Origin of the sequence: Xanthomonas sp. DAR33341 (genome assembly GCF_003992815.1) — a bacterium.
Taxonomy (GTDB): domain Bacteria; phylum Pseudomonadota; class Gammaproteobacteria; order Xanthomonadales; family Xanthomonadaceae; genus Xanthomonas; species Xanthomonas cissicola.
The window spans coordinates 88,935-110,452 of record NZ_QEYV01000021.1 but is presented as its reverse complement, the minus strand read 5'-3'; the positions used below and the strand labels follow the sequence as shown (position 1 = coordinate 110,452).

At 65.4% G+C, this 21,518-nt stretch carries 19 protein-coding genes and 1 other RNA gene; 11 read left to right on the top strand and 9 right to left on the bottom strand.

The genetic code is table 11. From position 1 onward, the window contains the following. The first annotated feature begins 159 nt into the window (after positions 1–159). Positions 160–807, top strand: a complete 648-nt coding sequence (locus EO156_RS08210) for a DNA-3-methyladenine glycosylase (RefSeq protein ID WP_050595557.1) — start codon at positions 160–162, stop codon at positions 805–807. Here the strand turns inward: EO156_RS08210 and EO156_RS08205 are convergent. Next, a complete protein-coding gene (locus EO156_RS08205; protein ID WP_029829096.1) occupies positions 747–5,141 on the bottom strand; it encodes a DEAD/DEAH box helicase in 4,395 nt (1,464 codons plus the stop codon). The genes EO156_RS08210 and EO156_RS08205 overlap by 61 nt on opposite strands. A 209-nt stretch (positions 5,142–5,350) precedes the next feature. On the opposite strand from EO156_RS08205, the gene EO156_RS08200 reads away from it, so the two are divergent. Together EO156_RS08200 and EO156_RS08195 are read left to right on the top strand one after the other, a co-directional pair. Next, a non-coding RNA gene (locus EO156_RS08200) (sX9 sRNA) lies at positions 5,351–5,427 on the top strand. A gap of 76 nt (positions 5,428–5,503) precedes the next feature. After that, positions 5,504–5,884 carry a DUF3301 domain-containing protein gene (locus EO156_RS08195; RefSeq protein ID WP_016850001.1) on the top strand — a complete coding sequence of 127 codons (381 nt, stop codon included), beginning with the start codon at positions 5,504–5,506 and terminating at the stop codon, positions 5,882–5,884. A 194-nt stretch (positions 5,885–6,078) separates the two neighbouring features. On the opposite strand, the gene EO156_RS08190 is transcribed toward EO156_RS08195, so the two are convergent. From EO156_RS08190 to EO156_RS08150, 8 genes are all read right to left on the bottom strand, one after another. Continuing rightward, positions 6,079–6,417, bottom strand: coding sequence for a hypothetical protein (locus tag EO156_RS08190; RefSeq protein ID WP_016850000.1), 339 nt, complete (start codon positions 6,415–6,417; stop codon positions 6,079–6,081). A gap of 189 nt (positions 6,418–6,606) precedes the next feature. Continuing rightward, a complete protein-coding gene (locus tag EO156_RS08185) occupies positions 6,607–7,047 on the bottom strand; it encodes a ClpXP protease specificity-enhancing factor (protein WP_005915263.1) in 441 nt (146 codons plus the stop codon). Positions 7,048–7,125: 78 nt separating this feature from the next. Continuing rightward, positions 7,126–7,761, bottom strand: a complete 636-nt coding sequence (locus tag EO156_RS08180; protein WP_005915265.1) for a glutathione S-transferase N-terminal domain-containing protein — start codon at positions 7,759–7,761, stop codon at positions 7,126–7,128. A gap of 403 nt (positions 7,762–8,164) precedes the next feature. Then, positions 8,165–8,923, bottom strand: coding sequence for a cytochrome c1 (locus EO156_RS08175; protein WP_016849999.1), 759 nt, complete (start codon positions 8,921–8,923; stop codon positions 8,165–8,167). Further along, on the bottom strand, positions 8,916–10,175 hold the full coding sequence (locus tag EO156_RS08170) for a cytochrome bc complex cytochrome b subunit (protein WP_011051600.1): 1,260 nt from the start codon (positions 10,173–10,175) through the stop codon (positions 8,916–8,918). The genes EO156_RS08175 and EO156_RS08170 overlap by 8 nt, the downstream gene beginning before the upstream one ends. After that, positions 10,175–10,819, bottom strand: coding sequence for a ubiquinol-cytochrome c reductase iron-sulfur subunit (petA, locus tag EO156_RS08165; protein ID WP_003485955.1), 645 nt, complete (start codon positions 10,817–10,819; stop codon positions 10,175–10,177). The genes EO156_RS08170 and petA overlap by 1 nt, the downstream gene beginning before the upstream one ends. A 506-nt stretch (positions 10,820–11,325) precedes the next feature. Beyond that, positions 11,326–12,309 (bottom strand): lytic transglycosylase domain-containing protein, encoded by a 984-nt coding sequence (locus EO156_RS08155; RefSeq protein ID WP_029829099.1) that lies wholly within the window; start codon positions 12,307–12,309, stop codon positions 11,326–11,328. Between the two features lie 201 nt (positions 12,310–12,510). Beyond that, positions 12,511–13,476: a WYL domain-containing protein gene (locus tag EO156_RS08150; protein ID WP_029829101.1), complete on the bottom strand. Its 966-nt coding sequence runs from the start codon at positions 13,474–13,476 to the stop codon at positions 12,511–12,513. Positions 13,477–13,580: 104 nt separating this feature from the next. On the opposite strand from EO156_RS08150, the gene EO156_RS08145 reads away from it, so the two are divergent. The 8 genes from EO156_RS08145 to EO156_RS08105 all read left to right on the top strand — a co-directional run bounded on the left by EO156_RS08145 (position 13,581) and on the right by EO156_RS08105 (position 21,512). Continuing rightward, on the top strand, positions 13,581–14,225 hold the full coding sequence (locus EO156_RS08145; protein WP_033482789.1) for a glutathione S-transferase family protein: 645 nt from the start codon (positions 13,581–13,583) through the stop codon (positions 14,223–14,225). A 38-nt stretch (positions 14,226–14,263) separates the two neighbouring features. Continuing rightward, a complete protein-coding gene (miaB, locus tag EO156_RS08140) occupies positions 14,264–15,718 on the top strand; it encodes a tRNA (N6-isopentenyl adenosine(37)-C2)-methylthiotransferase MiaB (RefSeq protein WP_016849502.1) in 1,455 nt (484 codons plus the stop codon). A gap of 422 nt (positions 15,719–16,140) precedes the next feature. Then, positions 16,141–17,127: a PhoH family protein gene (locus EO156_RS08130; RefSeq protein ID WP_016849503.1), complete on the top strand. Its 987-nt coding sequence runs from the start codon at positions 16,141–16,143 to the stop codon at positions 17,125–17,127. Positions 17,128–17,537: 410 nt separating this feature from the next. Next, entirely contained in the window at positions 17,538–18,200 is a 663-nt protein-coding gene (locus EO156_RS08125; protein WP_016849504.1) for a hypothetical protein, read from the top strand. Between the two features lie 54 nt (positions 18,201–18,254). Next, entirely contained in the window at positions 18,255–18,740 is a 486-nt protein-coding gene (ybeY, locus tag EO156_RS08120) for an rRNA maturation RNase YbeY (protein WP_003488340.1), read from the top strand. After that, positions 18,740–19,258, top strand: coding sequence for a hypothetical protein (locus EO156_RS08115; protein WP_003488338.1), 519 nt, complete (start codon positions 18,740–18,742; stop codon positions 19,256–19,258). Before ybeY ends, EO156_RS08115 begins: the two co-directional genes overlap by 1 nt. A 95-nt stretch (positions 19,259–19,353) precedes the next feature. After that, positions 19,354–20,232, top strand: coding sequence for a transporter associated domain-containing protein (locus EO156_RS08110; RefSeq protein ID WP_003488337.1), 879 nt, complete (start codon positions 19,354–19,356; stop codon positions 20,230–20,232). After that, complete coding sequence (locus tag EO156_RS08105; protein WP_005922986.1) at positions 20,229–21,512, top strand: DUF4105 domain-containing protein; 1,284 nt, start codon at positions 20,229–20,231, stop codon at positions 21,510–21,512. The genes EO156_RS08110 and EO156_RS08105 overlap by 4 nt, the downstream gene beginning before the upstream one ends. The last annotated feature ends 6 nt before the right edge of the window (positions 21,513–21,518 follow it).

The window sequence follows — 21,518 nt, the reverse complement described above, 5'->3', positions numbered from 1 at the left end:
ATCGGCGACGACAAAACCCGCTTGAGATGCATCCAGGGCCGGAATGCCTATTCATCCAATCGAATCTGCGCTTTTGTGACACATCACGCGCTCGTCACAGCCCATATTCGGAAAAACCCTACCCCCGCCCGTGCGCTGTCCAGGCCAATCCGCTGGGACATCACGTCCACGCAGCTATGCTTTGGCCATGCCTGCAAAGCCCTTGCCCCGCACGTTCTTGCCCACGACGCCCGCCAGGTCGCGCCGCGATTGCTCAACAAGGTGCTGGTCAGTGCTGACGGACGCTGCGGGCGCATCACCGAAGTGGAAGCCTACTGCGGTAGCGACGACCCGGCCGCGCACTCGTTCCGCGGCATGACCCCGCGCACGCGGGTGATGTTCGGTGCGCCCGGGCACCTGTATGTGTATTTCATCTATGGCATGCATTGGGCAATCAACGTGGTCTGCGGCGGTGCGCCCGGGCATGCGGTGCTGATCCGCGCATTGGAACCGCTGGACGGTATCGACCGCATGCAGGCCGCGCGCGGCGCCGCCCCGTTCACTGCGTTGACCACCGGCCCAGGCCGCCTGGCGCAGGCGTTCGGCGTGACCGCTGCGGACAATGGGCTGGATCTCAGCACCGCGGCCGCGCGGCTCTGGATCGAAGACGACGGCGCGCCGCCTCCGTCCAATCCAGTGGCCACGCCGCGCATCGGCATCCGCAAGGCCGTGGATGCGCCATGGCGCTGGGTGGTTGCAGATAGCCGCTATTTATCGCGTCCGCTTCCGCGCGTGACCGGAAAAGGCACGGCGCTTGCCGGCGATTGAGCCAACCAGCGCTCCATCGGCGATTGTTCTGCCGCGCCCGGTCCGCGCTGTAGCAGACGCAGCGCCTGCTCGGCTTGCTCGGGCGTAAGCTCCTGCAAGGCCTGGAAGCGGTCTGCCGCCCAGACCGCCATGGGCAGCCCATCCAGCGAAACGACACGATTGCCCGGCACGCGCGCGACCCGCTCGCCCGGCAGCAGACTGCCGAGCAGATTGCTTGGGTCGCTGGCACTGACGCAGATCCACTGCTGCGGCAATGGCTGCGCGCGCACACGGCGCAAGGCCGCAATCGCGTCCGGCAACGCAAACTGCTCGCCGGACAGCCCGGCGATGAACCGCCCGCCGCGGATTTCGCCGCGCGCTTCCAGCCGTTGATACATGCGCAGCAATTCCCGCCACGGCGGCAGCCATGCGGCCTCGCGTTCGAGCAGCCGCCAGCACACCACGCCGTAGCGCCGCAACAGCGTGCGCGCGAGGTGTTCGAGCGTGTCCTGATGGCGCTGCGCGGCTTCGGCAAGCGGCAAGTCGGGCAGCGCCCGCGCCGGCGCCCAGCGGCCCGCATCGCGGATGCCCAGCGCGCTGGCGCGGCGACGTTGCCGCGACAGTGCCGACGGCCGCTTGGACGCCGGCACCAGCAGCGCGCGCAGACCGGCATAGCTGTCGCAATGCGCGCGGCCGCGCATCACCAGCTCGCTTAATGCATCTTCCAGCTCGGTATTCATCAGATGCGCCGCGTCGGCGATTTCATCGAAGAACAGCGCGCCTTGCTGCTGCAGCACCTGCATGACGCGTTGCGCGCGGGAGCCCAATGGCGCGTCGTCGGCATCGCGCGCCAATGCGCTCCAACGCTGCGCTTCGCGCCGTGGCAGCAGCACGATCGGCGTGCTGCGCAGTGCGCCGCCGCCGCGGCCGCTGCCGGGCCGCAAGCGTGCCCACAGCGTGCGCCCGGCGGTGCACAACTCGTCCAGCCAGGCCGGTTGATAGTCGCGGATGCGCGCCGGCAATAGCTCGCTCTCCCACAGCACTGCAGGCGCCTCGAAGCCTTCGAGCTGCCCCACCACGCCGGCCAGCGCATCCGGCCCAGCCACCCGGCTGCTGCTGTCCACGTGCTGCCACTCGAACAGAAAACGCGCGTAATCGCGCTGCGATACCGGTTCGATCTCGCGGCGCAGACGCCCCAACGTGTAGCGGTGGATGCGTGCCAACAGATGGCGCTCGCACCACTCTTCGGCCTGCACGTGCGCACTGAACCGCCCGGCCATGACGTAGCCCTCGCGTTGCAAGGCCGCCAACGCCAGCACGATCTCTGGCTCGGGCACCTGCAACGCGTTGGACAAGGCCGGCACCTGTGCCGGGCCAACGGCGGACAAGCGCCCGCGCAGCAGTTCGCGCACCGCCCAGTCGCGCTGCCAGTCGGCAACGCGGCACTCGGCCGGTGCCTGCAGCGGCGGCTGCGCAGTTGCTTGCCGATACAACGGCAAGAACCAGTCGATGCGCTCGGCGCTGATCCACAGTGCCGGGATGCCATGCATGGCAATGCAGCTGGCACGACCAGCTGCGGCCAGCGCGGCCAACCATGCCTGCCACTGCGCATCAGTGGCCTCTGCGACCGGCAACACGCCCAGCCCCACCAGTGCCTCGTGCATTTCTTCGGCATCGCGCGGCTGTGGCCAGGCTTCTTCGCACACTGCGGCAATCGCTTGCGGATCGAGCTGTCCCAGGTCGTCGCTGGTCTGCGGCGTGTAGCGCCGACTTTGCACGGCCTGAGTACGGCGTTCTTCCAGGGGCGCATCGTCGAGAAATGCATAGGGACGCGCGTTCAAGGCTTCGGCGGCCAGCGGCGACGGCGCCGCCAGGTCGCGCGCGACCAGCGTCACCGCGCCCGATTCCAGGCCGCGCAACACCTGCAGCCAGCCTTCGCTATCCATGGCGTGGTGCAGGCAATCTTCCAGGGTCTGCGCCACCAACGGGTGGTCGGGCACCTCGCGTTCGCCGACCAGATTTTCCGCACAGGCCACCTGGTCCGGGAATACCGTGGCGAGCAAATCTTCAGACTTCATCCGTTGCAACTGCGGCGCCACCTTGTTGCCGCCACTGAAGCGCGGCAGCGCCATGGCGTTGGTGGCGTTCCAGCGCCAGCGCACGCCGAACAGCGGCGCATCCAGCAATGCCTGGATCAACACATGCTCGGCCGACGACGAATGCAGGTAACGGCCAACTTCTTCCAGCGCAAAGCTATGACTGGTCGACAGCGACAGCACAATCGCATCTTCGGTGGCTGCAGCCTGCAATTCGAAATTGAAGGTGCGGCAGAAGCGCTTGCGCAGCGCCAGCCCCCACGCACGATTGATGCGGCTGCCGTACGGCGAATGGATGACCAGCTGGGTACCGCCGCTGGCATCGAAGAAGCGCTCCATGACCAGGCACTGCTGGGTGGGCATCGCGCCCAATGCGGTGCAAGCGTTTGCCAGATAATCCACCAGTTGTCGCGCCGCTTCGGCGGACATCTCCAGCTCGCGCTGCAGCCAGTCGCGAGCCGCCTGGTGCGGCGCGGTGTCCAGCCGCGCGGCAATCTCGCCACGCAGGCGCGACACCGCCGCAGACAGCTCATCGCTACGACCCGGCGCTTCGCCCAGCCAGAACGGAATGTTCGGCGGCGCGCCCTTGGCATCTTCCACGCGCACGCGCCCGGCCTCCACGCGCAGGATGCGGTAACTCGCATTGCCCAGCTGGAACACATCGCCGGTAAGGCTTTCGACGGCGAAATCCTCGTTTACCGTGCCGATCTTTTCGGCCTGCGGTTCCAGCACCACGCTGTAGTCGCCGGTTTCGGGAATGGTGCCGCCGGAGGTGAGCGCCGTCATGCGCGCACCGCGCCGTGCGTGCAAGCGCCGATGCACCGCATCGCGATGCAGATATCCGGCGCGCGGACCGAGCCGAGTGCTGAAGCCATCGCATAACATGCGCACCACGCTGTCGAAGGAGGCACGGCTCAGCCCGGCGAACGGCCACGCGCGCCGCACCAGCGCGAACAGCGCATCTTCGTCCCAGTCTTCGCATGCGGCTTCGGCAACGATCTGCTGCGCCAACACGTCCAGCGGCGCCGGCACAATGCGCAAGGCATCCAGTTCGCCGCGGCGGATGCTGTCCAGCAGCGCGGCGCATTCGACCAGTTCGTCGCGGGTCTGCGGAAACAGGCGCGCCTTGGGCGTACCGCCGACCTTGTGTCCGGAACGCCCGGCACGTTGCAGGAAGGTGGCGATCGAGCGCGGCGAACCGAGCTGGCAGACCAGATCGACATCGCCGATATCCAGCCCCAGTTCCAGCGAAGCGGTCGCCACCAACACGGTGAGATCGCCGGCCTTGAGCCGTTGCTCGGCCAGCAGGCGCGTCTCGCGCGACAGGCTGCCGTGATGCGCCGACACGCGCTGTTTGCCGAGCAGATCGCCCAGATGCCGCGCCGCGCGTTCGGCCATGCGCCGCGTGTTGACGAACACCAGCGTGGTGCGATGTTGCTGCGCCAGTGCGGCCACATCGGCATACACCTGCAGCCACTGGTCGTTGGACATCACCACGCTCAGCGGCGTGGGCGGCAACGCCAGGGCCAGATCACGCCTGCGGGTGTAGCCGATATCGACGATCTCGCACGGCGGCGGCACGCCGTCTGCGTCGACACCGACCAGGAATTGCGCCACCGTTTCGATGGGCTTCTGCGTCGCCGACAGCCCCACCCGCGTGATCGGCTGCACGACCAGCCGCTGCAAGCGCTCCAGCGTCAGGCTCAGGTGGCTGCCGCGCTTGTCCGACGCCACGGCGTGGATTTCATCGACGATCACGGTGCGCACCTGCCGCAGCGACGTGCGCCCGGATGCCGACCCCAACAGCACGTACAGCGACTCCGGGGTGGTCACCAGAATATGCGGCGGCGTGCGACGCGCCTGCGCGCGCTCGCGCTGCGGGGTGTCGCCGGTACGCACCGCGGTACGAATCGGCACATCCGGCAAGCCGCCGGCGACCAGCGCCGCACGGATGCCCTGCAAGGGCGCGTCCAGGTTGAGGTGGATGTCATTGGACAAGGCCTTTAACGGCGAGACGTAGACCACACGGGTTTCGTCGGGCAACGCACCGCCATTGGCCAGCCCGTCGCGGATCAACGCATCGATGGCGGCGAAGAACGCCGTTAGCGTCTTGCCCGAGCCGGTGGGCGCGGCCACCAGCGTGTGGCGTCCGGCCTGGATCGCCGGCCACGCAGCGATCTGCGCCGGTGTCGGCGCAGCGAAGGTCTGCGCGAACCATGCAGCGACCACAGGATGGAAGTGTTGCAGGACAGGATGCATTGGCAATGCCCGACACCATTGCTCATCATGACGGCAAGGGCTCATCATGACGGCAAGGCGCGCGGATGTAACTCGGTGGGAACCACCATCAATGGGGCTACGCAGCGGTCCAGACAAGCCACGGGCCAGGCCGGTAGTGAGCGATTTAGAGCGGCTAACAAAACGACTGCGCAGCCGCCAGGCGGGCGCGGCCGGTGCTCGGAATCGGCATGTACCTCGCGTACACTCCGGTTCTGAGCGCGCCGTCCGCGCCCACCTGACACCTGCTCGCTACGTTTTGTTAGCCGCTCTTAGCGCAATGGTGACGGCCTCTGCCATCGACAAGGCGACGCCTTCGCAACGCTGCGGCGCCGGCCCGGCGATTGTCCGCCGGCCACGTGCCGTGGCACATTGACGGCATGCCCAGCCTGATTCTTTTCATGATCGCCGGCGCCGCGCTGTTCGCGTTCTGGAACTCCTCGCGCGCGGCTGCCGAACGCGCCGACATTCTTGGCCGCAATGCCTGCCGCGCGGCCGACGTGCAATGGCTGGACCAGAGCGTGCATTCCACCAATATCCGCGTATGCAGGATGCCCAGCGGCTGGCTGGGCTTCGAGCGCACCTTCCGCTTCGACTATTCCTACGACGGCGTGGATCGCCATAGCGGCAAGCTGGTGCTGCGCGGCGATCAACTGATTGCCTTCACCGGGCCGCAGGTCGCTACCGTCAGGGCATTGCACCCGGAGCATGAACGTCTGGAGTGAGGCGCGCAGTTGCAGGTCACGTGCGCGCTGACACCTGACATACCTGCAGCTTCACATGTCCGGGTTACAGCGATTGGCCCGCCAGCTTCCCTGTGGATTCCCGCAATCGTCGAGAGCTGTCGCTGCGCGCTGTCGCCGTCTGTGCACGCGGCTGGCCGTTGCATCAGTCGGCGGCACTCCACACAGCCGGCCACTTATTCCAAAGACGTCGAATCCGCGGGAACGGGCTCGTAGCCATTGTCCCTGCCGCTCAGCCAGCACAACTGCAGCTTGCCCTCTCGACGCAGCTGCGCCCGGGCGAACAGCCACACCGGATCCGGCAGGTCGGCATCCTTCAATAGACGCGACTTGCCGGCAATTTCGATGCTGAGAAAATGCGCCTCACTCGGCGTGTCGATGTAGCTGCGCGCAATCAGACAACGCTCGCCGTCCACGAAGCGATAGATGTCGTACTCGTACTCGTATGCGTCCTCGAGTGCGCCGGACGCATCCGGCGCGCTGCAATCGACATGACGGGTGCGCTCCACGTGCAATCGAACCCTCCACTTGGCGAGGCTGCAGGTCATACGCTGGCCGCTTTCACCGCAGCCAGCAGAACCTGGGACGCCGTCACCGTTGACCGTGGACGGCACGCGGGACCCTCAGTTTACTGGGGGCACCTGCCGATGCCGAGCACCGGCCTGCACTCGCCTTGCGGCGGCGCAGGGGGCGGTGCGCTGTCCTTACTTCACCACGCGAAGATGCGGGCGCTTGCCACCACTGGGCGGCTCGTCCGGCGTCGGCGCGCTCGGCGGTGGCGAGCCCGGATCCGGTGGCTCGCTGCTGGTGCCGGGGATGTCGTCCGGCAGCGCCATGCCCTGCCCGGTTTCGCGCGCATAGACCGCCAACACGGCAGCCATCGGCACCATCACCGGATGGCTCACGCCACCGAAGCGTGCAGTGAAGCTCACGCTTTCGTTGTCCACCTGCAGGCCGACCACGGCACGCTCGGCGATATTCAAGACGACGCGACCGTCCTTGACGGCACTGGCAGGCACCTGCACACCGGGCAGGCCGGCATCCACCAAAACGTGCGGCGTCATGCCGTTGTCGTTGATCCATTCGACCAAGGCCCGCAACAGGTACGGGCGATGGCTGGTCATGCGGGGGAAATCTTCGCTCATTGCGTCATTTTACCCGTACATGGCCCGTCGCGGCGGCCATGCGATCGGAAGTCGGTCTGTTGGCATACAGCCGTCGCATCAGCCCGGCAGATCGCGCAGCTTCTTTTCCTGATCGGTCAGGCTGCGGATAAAGCCCGGGTTGCGGAAGATCCGGTTGCCGTAATCCTCGATCGCCTTGCCGTCCTTGGGCAGGCTGATTTCCAACGCGTCCAGTCGCCAGATGATCGGCGCCATCGCACAATCGGCCAGACTCATTTCCGGATTGAGGAAGAATTTGCTGGCCTTGAACAACGGCACCGATGCGGTGAGCAGTTCTTTCAGACGCTTGCGGCCGGCCTCGGCCTGCGTCTTGTTGCCGAGCTGGATCGCCTGGACTTGCGGCACCCAGTCATGCTCGATGCGCAACATCGCCAGGCGCAGCCGCGCACGCGAGAGCGGGTCGACCGGCATCAGCGGCGGATGCGGATAGCGCTCGTCCAGGTATTCGCTGACCACCGACGCGGCGTACAGCACCAGGTCGCGTTCGACCAGCGTCGGCACCGAATGATAGGGATTGAGATCGATCAGATCTTCGGGAGGATTTTGCGGGTCGACCGGCACCAGGTCGTAGGTCACCCCTTTCGCCGCCAGGACCAGACGAACCCGGTGGCACAACACGTCGTCGTTGGACGAAAACAAAGTCAAGGTATTCCGCATACGCACACTCGTCGCCATTCAAGGCTCTCCGACGACCGGAATCCGCCGGCCGCATCGGCGCGGCCGGCCCAACGCCGACAGTCACCACGGTCTATCGAGTGTGCAATCACGTCACGCAAAAGCCAAGAGTGATAGGGCTTATTAATGTTCCGATAAGCCGGCTGTTGCGCTGCTCCCAGAGAACCGCAGGACGTGTGGGCGCTGCAACACGGTCGCAGGGATCTACCTGGCCCGGGTAGACGGGCCGTTCGCCCTGCCAACCATCGCCCTGCCCCCTCTCTCCGCACGGGAGAGGAGGCAAGCGCTTTCCCGTTGGGAGCGGCGCAAGGCTCGGCGATCAGCGAGGTCTCCAAGCACCTGGCGATGCCCGCCCTGCACTGCAATTGTTCGCTCCCGCAGCCGATGACGGCCTACGCAGCGCTCAATGCACGTCCTTCCAGTATTCCTTCTTCAGCAAATAAGCGATGAAGGTGAGCAGCGCCAGGAACAGGACCACCCACACGCCCATGCTCTGGCGCTTCAATGCAGCTGGCTCGCCGGCGTACTCGAGGAAGTTGGCGATATCCCGCACGGTCTGGTCGAATTCCACCGGCGTTTGACGCCCCGGCTGCCCAAGCTTCAATGCCTCTACCGGCTTGTCGCCGGTGGCCTTGTCGGCCGGGCCGAACTGCGCCTGCTGCAGGCCTTGCAACTCCCATAGCGGGTTGGGCATGGAGGCGTTCGGAAACAGCTTGTTGTTCCAGCCCAGCGGGCGGGTCTGATCCAGATAAAACGACTTGAGATAGGTGTAGACCCAGTCCGTACCGCGCACGCGTGCGATCAAGGTCAGATCCGGCGGCGCCTTGCCGAACCATTTGGTCGCCGCATCGTGCGGCATGGTGCCTTCGATGTGTTCGCCGACTTTGGCGCCGGTGAAGTTGAGGTTGGTCATGACCTCCTCTTCGCTCAAGCCCAGATCGCTGGCCATGCGCGAATAGCGCAGGTACTTCAACGAATGGCAGCCGGAGCAGTAGTTCATGAACAACTGCGCACCGCGTTGCAGCGACGCGCGATCGCTCAGGTCGTTACCTGCCTGCTGCACCGCCCCGCCTTCGGCCGCCACCGCACCGCCAGCGACCATCAGGCCGCAGAGCAAGGCGACCACGCGCGACTTCCAAGACGTCACGTTGGGATTAGTCATGGGTCGTCACCCGCTCCGGCACCGGCTTGGTTTTGTCCAGCCGCGTCCACACCGGCATGGTGATGAAGAAGGCGAAGTACAGGAAGGTCAACACCCGCCCGACATAGGTTTCGTGCGCGTCGGTGCCGGGGCCGGAACCGATCACGCCCAGCCAGACGAAGCACACCACCAGCACGCCCAACGCCAGCTTGGAAATCCAGCCGCGGTAGCGCACCGAGCGTACCTTGGCGCGATCCAGCCAGGGCACCAGGAACAGGATCGCGATGGCCGAGAACATCACCAGCACGCCACCGAGCTTGTTGGGCACCACGCGCAACATGGCATAGTACGGCGTGTAGTACCACACCGGCTTGATGTGCTCCGGCGTCACCAGCCTGTTGGCTTCGGTGAAGTTGTCGTGCTCCAGGAACAGGCCGCCGAACGCCGGCGCGAAGAAGATGATGAAGGCAGCGATCAACAGCAGGAATCCGACGCCGACCAGGTCCTTGACCGTGTAATAGGGGTGGAACGGAATGCCGTCGGCCGGCTTATGCGCATCCCAGCGATTGCCCTTCGGACCTTTCTTGATGTCCACGCCGTCCGGGTTGTTGGAGCCTACTTCGTGCAGCGCGCCGATGTGCAGCACGATCAACAGCAGCAGCACCAACGGCAGTGCGATTACGTGCAAGGCGAAGAAGCGGTTGAGCGTGGCATCCCCGGGCAGGTAGTCGCCCATGATCCACTCGGTCAGCCCATTGCCGATCACCGGAATGGCGCCGAACAGCGAGATGATCACCTTCGCGCCCCAGAACGACATCTGTCCCCACGGCAGGACATAGCCCATGAAGGCTTCGGCCATCAGCACCAGGTAGATCAACATGCCGAGAATCCACACCAGCTCGCGCGGCTTCTGGTAGCTGCCGTACATCAAGCCGCGGAACATGTGCAGGTACACCACGATGAAAAACAGCGAGGCGCCGGTGCTGTGCATGTAGCGGATCAGCCAACCCCACTCCACGTCGCGCATGATGTATTCGATCGACGCGAATGCATCGGCGGCGCTGGTCTTGTAGTGCATCGTCAGGAAGATGCCGGTGACGATCTGGTTGACCAGCACCACGATAGCCAGCGAACCGAAGTAGTACCAGAGATTGAAGTTCTTCGGCGCGTAGTACTCGCTGACGTGCTTGCGATACATGGGCATCAGCCCGGGCGCGCGCTCGTTGACCCAATCGAACACGCCGTTGGCGGTACGGACCAGAACATTGCTCATCAGGCAGCCCCCGTGGTTTTGGTCGACGCACCGGCATCGTCAGGATCGACGCCGATCACCAAGGTGTTGTCGTCCACGTAGTGGTGTGGGGGCACCAGCAGATTGATCGGAGCCGGCACGCCGTCGAAGACGCGGCCAGACATGTCGAAGCGCGACTTGTGGCAAGGGCAGAAATAACCGCCCTTCCACTGCGGGTCGTAAGGCTCGGGGCGGATTTCGGCGACCATCTCCGGCGAGCAGCCCAGATGCGTACATAGCCCGACCAGCACCGAAATGTCGGATTTGATCGAGCGATATTCCGGGTTTTTCAGCACGTACTCCGGCTGCTGATCCTTGTTCTCGGACTTGGGGTCCTTGAGCCGGTCGTCCAGCGACGGGAGTGCGTCGAGCATGGCCTTGGAGCGCTTGACGATCCAGATGGGCTGACCGCGCCATTCAAGGACCATGCGCTGGCCTTCCTGCAAGGCGCTGATGTCGGCGGTGACCGGTGCGCCGGCCAACTTGGCGCGCGCACTGGGATTCCACGACTTCACGAACGGAACTGCAACGAATCCTGCTCCGACCGCACCGACCACGGCCGTTGTCGCGGTTAAAAACCGACGACGCCCGATATCAGCAGGTGCGTTAACCCCATCGTTGGCCATCCGGCTCTCCGATCTTGATTAGGTAGCGTGAGGCTGCCAACGGCTGGCGGGGGGTCCAGCCGCGATGAATCGACCGCAGTGTAGCGGAACGCTTAATGCACAGACAACGCAATGTACGCAGTCGGCCCTATGCGATGCAACGGCCGATGCAGACGGCAGCCGATCAGATGGAGTTCAAGGAGCGTGGGAGACGGATGGCTGTGACGTAGTGCTCTAGCATGGGCTGCAACGGCAATGCACGCGTGCGGTGGATGCGTGGGCATGGTGCAAGCGCAGCAATCACGATCGTCCACGACTGGCTGTGGGCGCTGCAACCGATGTCGCCGATACGGGAGCACTCGCCCAGTCGCACGCTGCGCAGCGCCGTGGCGAATATTCGCAAGAGCGGCGACCCATACGTCAGCAGCGGTCCGGGGAGTGGATCGCGCCGACGCCGCGGCGCTTGCGCCATGTCCGGAGTACCGGCCGCGCCCGCCGACCGGCTGCACGGTCATCCATCAGCCGCTCTAGTTGGCTGCAGTCGCCTGGCCACGATAGCGGCCGGCCAATACGCCCACGCGTTGCACGTACCGCTGGGTCTCGCTATACGGCGGTACGCCGCCATAACGGTCCACCGCGCCCTCGCCGGCGTTGTAGCCGGCAGCGGCCAGGGTGAGGTCGCCATTGAAGCGTTTCAGCAGCCAGGACAGATACTGCACCCCGCCGCGAATATTTTGCGCTGCATCATAGGCATCGCTAACGCCGAACCTGCGTGCCGTGCCCGGCATCAACTGCATCAGGCCTTGCGCACCGGCGCGACTGAGCGCGAGCGGGTTGTAGGCCGATTCGGCGTGGATGATCGCGCGCACGATCGATTCTTCCACTCCGAACTCGCGCGCCGCCGCTGCGATTTCCTGCTGGTAGGCGTTGGTGTTGAGCCGGATCGCACCGAAATTAACCCCGGGCTTGGCACCGCAGGCGTAGCAGGTTTCGATAAAGCTGTAATGGATGGTGCGCAGGCCTTCGATGCTGGCGACCTGGCGCGGACGGGCGCTGGTGTAGTGGCGCACGCCGTCCTTCATATAGGAGTACACCTGCCCGCTGACGACCCGGCGCGGATTGGCTGCTGATGGCGCTGGCGGCGTGACGACCGAGACGGACGACTCCGTCAACGCACGCGGAGCCGGCGCCGAAGCGACCTCGGCGGCATGCCGCGGCGGCTGGCTGACTGGCTGGCTGATCATGGTGGCCGGCGCGCCGCTGTCGATATTGGCCATGCTGGGCGCGGGACTGACGGCCAGACGCCCGGCCGAGGGAGATGAAGGCGGGCGGCGGGCCGAACGGTCGGGGGTATAGCTGCTGATGACGCTGCAGGTGGCGCCGCTCTGGCGCTTGCTCAGGTAGCTGGTGATACCGTCAGCGCCGACGCACTTGTACAGCGTGCCGGCGCTGACCGGCGCAGCCGACAACGTGACGAGCATCAGCCCCAGCAATCTTGACATCCCCTTCATGCGCGGAGTGTCCCAGCTTGCCCAGGGCTTGCCAAGTGTCGGCCAGCGCTGGAGCAACCACCGAAGCGCCTGCGCAGCCACCAGGCTGGCGAAACCGGCGCTCACATCCTTGAGTGCCGATCGCGCACTCCGGCTCCGACTCCGATCACTAGCGCGCCGCCGCCGACCTGACCACCGCTCGCTGCGGCTTGTTGGCCGCCCTCACTGCGGCAGGCGGTCCAGCTGCGTGCGCAACGTGTCCAGCGCCTGCGTCAAGGTGGGGCGGACTTCGGCCGGCGCAATCGCGTCGAACGGCAGGTCCAGCAACAACAGGTTGGCTGCCAGCGCGGGCAAGCTCGGCGCGCCAAGACCCAGCCAGCAATGTGCGGGACCATCGGCCTGCAATGCACCCAGCCAGGGCGGGATGCGCGCTGCCAATGCCTCGACCGTGCCGGCCAAACGCACCCGCGCCCGGCACGGGAACGGTGCTTCGCCGATCGCCTTGCGCAACAGCTGTAGCGGCTCTTCGGGCAATGCGCGGGGAGCGAACCGCGCGCCGGTGGCGAGCGCCTGATCGATCCGGTCCGCGCGCAGGCTGCGCCAGTCCTGGCGTTCGCAGTCCCAGACCAGCAGGTACCAGCGCCGCCCGTAGTTCACCAGCAGCGCCGGCTCGACGTTACGGGTGATGGCCGTACCCGAATGGCGCCGATAGCCCAGCCGCAGCGTGGCCCGGTCGCGGCAGGCGGCCGCCAACTGGCCGAGCAGGTCCGCATCGACCAGCGATTCCGTTTCGGCAGCCGGCATGCTGGCCATGGCGGCATGCGCGGCACTGGCGCGCTGGCCGCTGCGGCGCGGCAGCAGGGGATCCAGTTTGGCCATCACGCGTGCGGCGGCGGCGTCCATCCCGCGCACCGCTGGCGCGGCGGCGCGCAAGGCGACCGCCACGGTCAGCGCCTCGTCTTCTTCCAATAGCAGCGGTAATGCCGCAGCGCCCTGCCCCAGCCGGTAGCCTCCGCCGCTGCCGGGCGTTGCATGCACCGGGTAACCCGCTTCGCGCAGGCGTTCGATATCGCGTCGCAGGCTGCGCGGATGGATGCCCAAACGTTCTGCCAGCGCCACACCGGACCAGCTCCGGCCACCTTGCAGCAGGGAAAGCAGACGCAACAGGCGGACAGCAGTGGAAGCCATCGCGCCACCGTATTGCGGACAGAAACTGTCCGCAAGTGGCCCGTACAGTCGTGATACCAGCCATCACACCACCCGCTCGCCACCGCAGCCACCTGGAGACCGCAATGTCCGACGACCGCCACGTCATCCTCTTCCACAACCCCCGCTCCCGCTCGCGCGGAGTGCTGGTCTTGCTGGAAGAACTGGGCGCACGCTACCGCCTGCAGCCCATCGATCTGGAAAAGGAGCAGCAGCGCACGCCGGAATTCCTTGCGATCAACCCGATGGGCAAGATTCCAACCATTGTTCATGGCACCAGCGTGGTCACCGAACAGGGCGCCATCTATCAGTACCTGGCCGAGCTGTATCCGGAAGCCGGTCTGTCGCCGGCGCCGGGCGACACCGACCGTGGCGCCTACCTGCGCTGGCTTGCGTTCTACGGCTCTGCCTTCGAACCGGCGATCATCGATCTTGCGCTCAAGCGCAGCGCCCCGCCGCGCTCGCTCTCGCCTTATGCCGACGCCGACACCGTGCTGCAGGTGGTGGATGCGCAGCTGGCCAAGGGCGATTACCTGCTGGGCGAGCGCTGCAGTGCGGCCGATGTGCTGTGGGGCGGCGCCTTGGCGTGGATGGTGGAGTTTGGCCTGATCGATCCGCCCGCCCCGACCCGCGCCTATATCGCCCGGATGGTCGCGCGCCCGGCGGTGGCGCGCGCCGAAGCCGTCGACGCCGGGCGCGCGCCCACGGACGGCGCCAGCGCAAGCGGGTAAACTGCGCGGCTCTCTTCTACCCGCCTGGAATAAGCGCCATGCCCGGGACACCCGTTTCCGACCTGTCCGCGGCCACTGCCGTGGACGCACCCGCCCTGTTGCCCTTGCCCGTCGCGCGCCCATCGGCGCCTGCCGTGGTGCGCGGCAAGCTCTATATCAAGACCCACGGATGCCAGATGAACGAGTACGACTCGGCCAAGATGGCCGACGTGCTTGCCGCCTCCGAAGGGCTGGAGCTGACCGCCAATCCGGAAGAAGCGGATGTAGTGCTGGTCAACACCTGCTCCATCCGCGAAAAGGCGCAGGAAAAGGTGTTCAGCCAGCTGGGTCGCTGGAAGGCGCTGAAGGCCGGCGGCAAGCCGGTGATCATCGGCGTCGGCGGCTGCGTGGCGTCGCAGGAAGGCGAAGCCATCGTCAAGCGCGCGCCCTACGTGGACCTGGTGTTCGGTCCGCAAACGCTGCATCGGCTGCCGGAGCTGATCCGCGCGCGGCGCGAATCGGGCAAGTCGCAGGTGGACATCAGCTTCCCGGAGATCGAGAAGTTTGACCGCCTGCCCGAGCCGCGTGCCGAGGGCCCCTCGGCGTTCGTGTCGATCATGGAAGGCTGCTCCAAATACTGCTCGTTCTGCGTGGTGCCCTACACCCGTGGCGAAGAAGTCAGCCGGCCGTTCGAAGACGTGCTGGTGGAAGTGGCGCAATTGGCAGCGCAAGGCGTGCGCGAGATCAACCTGCTCGGCCAGAACGTCAATGCGTATCGCGGTGCGTATGGCGCCGATGCCGGCGACGCCGCGCAGTACGCCGATCTGGGCCTGCTGATCCGCACCATCGCGCAGATCGAGGGCATCGGCCGCATCCGCTTCACCACCTCGCATCCGCTGGAGTTTTCCGATTCGCTGGTGGATGCCTACCGCGATGTGCCGCAGCTGGCCAACTACCTGCACCTGCCGGTGCAGGCCGGCAGCGACCGCATTCTGTCGGCGATGAAGCGTGGCTACACCGCGCTGGAATTCAAGTCGAAGATCCGCAAGCTGCGCGCAGTGCGCCCGGACATCTCGATCAGTTCGGACTTCATCGTCGGCTTTCCTGGCGAGACCGAAGCCGACTTCGAAAAGACCATGAAGCTGATCGAAGACGTAGGCTTCGACCAGAGCTTTTCGTTCGTGTATTCGCGTCGCCCCGGCACCCCGGCATCGGACCTGCAGGACGACACGCCGGAGGCAGTGAAGCAGGCGCGTCTTGCGCGTCTGCAGGCGCATATCAATGCGCACGCGGCGAGCATTTCGCAATCGATGGTGGGCAGCGTGCAGCGCGTGCTGGTGGAAGGCCCCTCGCGGCGCGATCCGAACGAATTGACCGGCAAGAGCGAAAACATGCGCCCGGTGAATTTCCCGGGCAACCCACGTTTGATCGGACAGTTCGTCGATGTGTTGATCACCGAGGCAATGAGCAATTCGCTGCGTGGTCGGATTCAATTGGACGACAGCCCACATTGATGGCGCGTGGGCGCTGCGCAATGCGGCGCTCCTCCAAGCAAGGCAACCACGCGCCGAAGCGTGTCGCGCGAAATGGTCAAAATTTCACCACACAGCTGTCGCGCCTTGCGGCGCAAGGCCTCGTCATACTTACCCACAGGCTTTGCGGAATTCGATCCACATCGCGTGTGGACAACCCTGGCGACACTGGCGATTTTTTCACCACCGCCCCGGCAAACCTTGCGCAAGTAAGCGCGACGCGTTTTATCCACAGGTTAGTGATGCGTGACTCCACAGCGCTTGTGGAAAACCTGCACGCGACTGCGGACGGTTGCATGGCCGGGTGCCGCGCCGTCCGCTGTGTTGGTGGGATCACATGCCGCGCGCTACCCTTTCGCTCCCGCCCTACCGACGCGCACCCAGGTGCGCTGTCCGATCCAACCATGAACGCACCCGCACATCGCGACTTCACCCTGGAACCCGAGGACATCGAGCGCCTGGCCAATCTGGCCGGTCCGTTCGATGCGCATCTGCGCCAGATCGAACTCAAGCTTGGCGTCGAGATCGCCAACCGTGGCAACGTCTTCCGGGTGACCGGACCGGAGCCGGCCATCGCCGCCGCCCAGTCGCTGTTGACCGCGTTGTACGAGGAGGCCGCAACCACCACCTTCGACACGCACGCAATCCACCTGCGGCTCAACCAGGCCAACCTCGAACATGTGGCCGAGCGCGCGTACCAGGCCCAGGATGTGGCGATCAAGGTCAAGCGCGGCACCGTGCGCGGCCGTGGCGCCAACCAGGCCAAATACCTACACGCGATCGCCACCCACGACATCAATTTCGGCATCGGTCCGGCCGGGACCGGCAAGACCTTCCTGGCGGTAGCAAGCGCGGTTGAAGCGCTCAACGAGTCGCGTGTGCAGCGGCTGATTCTGGTGCGCCCGGCAGTGGAAGCCGGCGAAAAACTCGGCTTTCTGCCTGGCGATCTCAGCCAGAAGGTCGACCCGTACCTGCGCCCGCTCTACGATGCGCTGTACGAGATGCTCGGCGTGGAAAAAGTGGTCAAGTTGCTGGAGCGCAACGTCATCGAAATCGCGCCGCTGGCCTATATGCGCGGCCGCACGCTCAACGATGCCTACGTGATTCTGGACGAAGCGCAGAACACCACCATCGAACAGATGAAGATGTTCCTGACCCGCCTGGGCTTCGGCTCCACGGCGGTGGTCACCGGCGATCTCACCCAGATCGATCTGCCCAAGCATGTCAAATCCGGCCTGCGCGATGCGATCGAAGTGCTGCGCGATGTGGAAGGCACCAGTTTCACCTTCTTCGAAGCGCGCGACGTGGTGCGTCACCCATTGGTGCAGCGCATCGTGACCGCCTATGACAAGCGCGATCTGGCCGAAAAGCCTGCCGAACCTGCGGCATGAAGCAGGCTGGCGGGAGGTGACCGCGGATGCCCTGCTCGGCACGACCCGGTGCAACGCGGGACACGCCGGGAAACCTCCAAGTAGCGCGGTCATCGCACAGCGCCTCGCGCCGGTTGGTCTGCAGCGGCACTGAGCCAGACACGCCAACCCGCCGCTTCAGGGCGATACACTTGCGGCATCGTTCTGCACAGGAGGTGCACATGGTCGGTTGTCGCGTGTTGTTCTTCGCCTGCATGCTGGGTGCTGCCCCAGTTGCGTTATCGGCCACGCCGGATGGACCACCGGCATCCTCGCGCGCTTACATCGAGACCAGTTACCTGGCTGCACCGAGGAACGTTGGTCCGTTTACGCTCGCCCGCAGCTCCTACAACCCGGCAGCCAAGGTCTCGGGGGCTGGATTCCATTACGCGATGGCTGAGCATCCGGAATTGAATATCGATGTGTTCGTTTATCCAGCCGGGCAACGCGCTCAAGCCGAGGCCATCGAGCACGGCATGATCGCCTTTCGCGAGGACCTCGCCGCGGCGCGCAAACAAGGCACCTATTCGCGGCTGGACGAGCTGGACCAGAGCAGGTTCGTATTGACCAGCGAGGGTGTCCCGAAAAGCATCCCGGCCAATGCCGTGGATGCCAAGGTGATCGCGGCCATCGCGGACGCCGAACGCATCGTTGGGGAAAAGCTGCAGCTCAGCATGGACCTGTCGTCGTCCGGCATGCCGCTACTGTCCAACGGCTACCTGTTCTATAAGCAGCTGTACTACATCAAGGTGCGGGTATCGGCAGCGCAGCAAGCAGTCGCGCAGAGCAGGTTCGACGCACTCGCCGACCAGGCTGCGCGCGCGCTCGTACCGGCCATCCAAGTCAGCAATGTTGGCGGGTGCGCGGACCTGACCGTCCACCTCGATGCCAAGGCCACGCCCGATCAAGGCGCCGCTGAGATGGCGCGTCAAATCAAGACGCATCTTGGCCTCAATTGCCGCGGCTCGACCAAGCAGGCCGGCATCGAAGAGCTGGTCGAGACAGCCGAGGTAATCGAAATCGCCTACGATCCCAGCGAGTGGAAGTCGCAGTGAGGCAACACACGCGCGATACTGTGGCTCCTGTCTGAGCTCAATGCTGGTATCGCCATGACCAAAGGCCCTGTCCGCCTCGACGTTGCCGTCAGCTATGCGCTGCCGCGCGCCGGCCTGCCGTCGGCGGTGAGTTTTCGCAAGTGGGTGGCCGCAGCGTTGAAGGGGCGCATCCGCGAGGCCGATCTGGCAGTGCGCGTGGTCGACGAGAAGGAAGGCTGCTCGCTCAATCACCATTACCGAGGCAAGGATTACGCCACCAACGTGCTGAGCTTCCCCGCCGAACTGCCGGAAGGCCTGCCCAAGGGCATCAAGATGCCGCTGCTGGGCGATCTGGTGATCTGCGCGCCGGTGGTGGCGCGCGAGGCCGCCGAGCAAGGCAAATCGCTGGCTGCGCACTACGCGCACCTGACCGTGCATGGCACCTTGCACTTGCTTGGCTGGGATCACGAAGACGACAAGGAGGCCGAGGCGATGGAGCAACTGGAGCGCGAGATCCTGGCCGACCTCGGCATCGACGACCCTTACGCAGGAGAACACTGATGCGTTTTTGCATTGCCGGCGCCCTGCTGCTGTTGAGCGCGCCCGGCGCCTGGGCACAGACCGCGCCGGTGCGCCCGGACCTTGCCGCCTTGATCGAATGCCGCCAGCGTATCGGCGATTTCAGCGCGTTGGCCCCGGTACTGGCCGACCCGCTCAAGGCGGTGGCGCTGGGCTGGACGCCACTGGATCAATCCAACCTGTTCATGACCGAGTACACGCTCAATACGCCCATTCGCGTGTTCGGCCACAGTACCGATCACATCGCGTTTTCCGGCGCCAGCATCATGGCGATCCTGGACCTGCCCGACCCGCGCCCGCTCGCCAAGCAGTTGGATCTGGAACTGGGCGTGGACAACGCCGAGAAGGTCATGTACGGGCGCGAGCTGGTCAGCGAAGACACCACCAACCCCAAGACCGGCGAGGCGATGATCGAATCGGTCGTACTGAGCGTGACCAACGTCAAATCGCATCCGGGCAAGACCGTGGTCGGCTGCGGCTACAGCCTGGATCTGCCCTGAGCCGGGCCAGGCCACGGCGCATCCACAGCGCCGTGCCGGCTTCCTGCTAGACTGATGGCTAACGCCTGGTTTGCCGGGTGCCCTTCCCCGTCACGATGTCCGAAGACGACAGTAGCCAATCCCTAGAAACACCGGAAAAACGCCGTAGCTGGCTCGAGCGCCTCAGCGCTGCCTTCTCCGGCGAACCCCATACCCGCGACGAACTCGTCGCCTTGCTGCGGACCGCCGAACAGGACGGTCTCATCGCCGCAGACACTTTGCGCATGATGGAAGGCGCGATCTCCGTGTCCGAACTGACCGTGGGCGATGTGATGATCTCGCGCTCGCAGATGGTCTCGCTGCCGGTGGAAGCGCGCTTCATCGACCTGATGAAGCAGGTGGTCGAATCCGGCCATTCGCGCTTCCCCGTCCACGGCGAGAACAAGGACGAAGTGCTCGGCATCCTGCTGGCCAAGGACCTGTTGCGCGGCGTGGTGGCCGACAACGGCCCTGGCAACGTGCGCGAACTGCTGCGCCCGGCGGTGCTGATCCCCGAGTCCAAGAAGCTCAACGTCCTGCTCAAGGAATTTCGCCTCTCGCGCAACCACATGGCGATCGTGGTGGACGAATACGGCGGTGTTGCCGGGCTGGTCACCATCGAGGACGTGCTGGAACAGATCGTCGGCGAGATCGACGACGAGCACGACGATGCCGAAGAAGAGAATTCGCTCATCGCGATCCAGGCCGATGGACGCTATGTGGTCGATGCGCTGACGCCGATCGAAGACTTCAACGAGCGCTTTGGCGCCGAGTTCCCCGACGACGAGTACGACACCGTCGGTGGGCTGGTCACCGATGCGATCGGGCACCTGCCCGAAACCGGCGAAGAGCTGACGCTGGGGCGCTTCGCATTCCGCGTGGCAAAGGCCGATGCGCGACGCGTGCACGCCTTCCACGTCACCATTCTGCCGCCCGATCCGCAGGACGACGCTTGAACCAGCTGAGCCGCAGTGCCTGCACGGCGCCGCAGCGCGGTGGCGCCTGGCAGTGGATTGCCTGCTGGGCACTGCTCCTGTTCACGCTGCTAGTCGCCCCGCTCGCAGCGGCCCAGGCTGTCCAAGGCAATGCTTCGCAGGAAGCTGCGCTGACCGTTGCACCGGCGCCACGCGTCGGCGTAGTCACCATGCAGCCGGGCGAAGTGTTTTTCGAACGTTTCGGCCACGATGCCATCGTGGTGGTCGACCCGCGTACGCAGCAGGCCACCTCGTACAACTTCGGCTTCTTCGACCCGAGCGAGCCGGACTTCGTACCGCGTTTTGCGCGCGGCGACATGATGTACTACCTGGTCGCGCTGCCGCTGGAAGAAGACCTGTCGCAATATCGCGATGCCGGGCGCGGTGTCAGCGTCCAGTGGCTGGATCTGCCGCCAGACCAGGCGCGCGCGCTGGCCGAGGGTCTGGCGGTACGTAGCCAACCGGAAAACGCGCGCTACCACTACGACTACTTCATGGCCAACTGCGCCACCATGGTGCGCGACACGCTGGACCGTGCGATGGGCGGCGCGCTGAAATCGCAGCTGGCCGGTCGTTCGCGTGGCAATACCTTCCGCAGCGAAGCGGTGCGCCTGGCCTCCCCTGCCCCCTGGATGTGGCTGGGCTTCGACCTGGGCCTGGGGCCGTACGCAGATCGTCCGCTGTCGCGTTGGGAAGAGGCCTTCGTGCCGATGCGGCTGGCAGACAGCCTGACCCAGGTGCACAACAGTGCCGGTCGCCCGTTGGTGCAATCCACGCAGGTGCTGCTACCGCATCGCATCGCGCCGGAGCCCGCCGAACAACAGCGACACTGGTGGCCGTGGCTGTTGACCGGCCTCATCGTTGCAGCCGGCGTACTGGCCCTGGGCCGCAGGCAGCGCTTGTTGGCTGGACTGGCGTTGCCGTTCTGGCTGTTATGCGCCATCGGCGGCGGCCTGCTGGTGTATCTGTGGGGATTCACTGCCCACGCGTCGGCGTGGGGCAACCGCAACCTGCTGCTGGTCAACCCGCTATGCATGCTGCTGTGGTTCGGCGGCATACGGCTGCAGCTGGGCCATCGGCCGGGCCGCTGGTTCAACGTGCTTTCCTGGGTTGTGGCGGCGTGCGCGCTGGCGGCGCTGGTGATCCACTGGCTGTCCTTCCAGGCGCAGGACAACCTGCAATGGGTGATGCTGCTGCTGCCGATCCACACCGCACTTGCCATTGCCCTGCGACCGCGTGACCTGCCCGTCCGTACGCGCTGATTGAAG